Here is a 705-nt window from a genome sequence, read left to right as displayed (position 1 = left end):
CGCCTATAAGACACCAGTAGATACTACTAAAGAAGGCGAAAAAGACGCAACAGTAGTTGTAACTTACCCAGATAAATCTACAGAAGAAGTTCCAGTAACTGTTAAAGTAGTAGATCCAAGTACACCAGAAGATCCATCAACTAAGGACTCAGACGGCGATGGCTTGACTGATAAAGAAGAAGCTGAAAAAGGAACAGATCCAAAAGATCCTAAGTCTAAACCAGAATCTAAACCAGAAGATCCATCAACTAAGGATACAGACGCAGACAAGAACACTCCAAAAGCTAAGGACCAAACTGTTAAACCAGGTGAAAAACCAAAAGCAGAAGATTCAATTGACAACCTCAAGGATCTTCCTAAGGGTACAACAGTAGCCTTCAAGGATCCAGTAGATACAACAACACCAGGTGACAAAGCACCAACAGTCGTTGTAACATACCCAGATGGTTCTAAGGATGAGGTTCCAGTTAAAGTAACTGTAAAAGATCCAAGTGCACCAGCTACAGATGCAGACAAGAACACTCCAAAAGCTAAGGATCAAACTGTTAAACCAGGAGACAAACCAAATGCCAAAGACTCAATTGGTAACTTTGATAATCTTCCTAAGGGTACAACAGTAGCCTTCAAGGATCCAGTGGATACAACAACACCAGGTGAAAAAACACCAACAGTCGTTGTAACATACCCAGATGGTTCTAAGGATGA

1 protein-coding gene is annotated in these 705 nt (G+C 41.0%); it reads left to right on the top strand.

Going from position 1 to position 705, the window contains the following annotated elements; genetic code table 11:
- Positions 1 to 705: Rib/alpha-like domain-containing protein (locus ADF68_RS07965; RefSeq protein WP_049549348.1), on the top strand; the 705-nt coding region annotated here is incomplete at both ends.

The organism is Streptococcus pseudopneumoniae (assembly GCF_001068775.1).
GTDB lineage: Bacteria > Bacillota > Bacilli > Lactobacillales > Streptococcaceae > Streptococcus > Streptococcus pseudopneumoniae_N.
The sequence above is the reverse complement of the archived record's forward strand: the minus strand, read 5'-3'. Positions and strand labels throughout refer to the sequence as shown.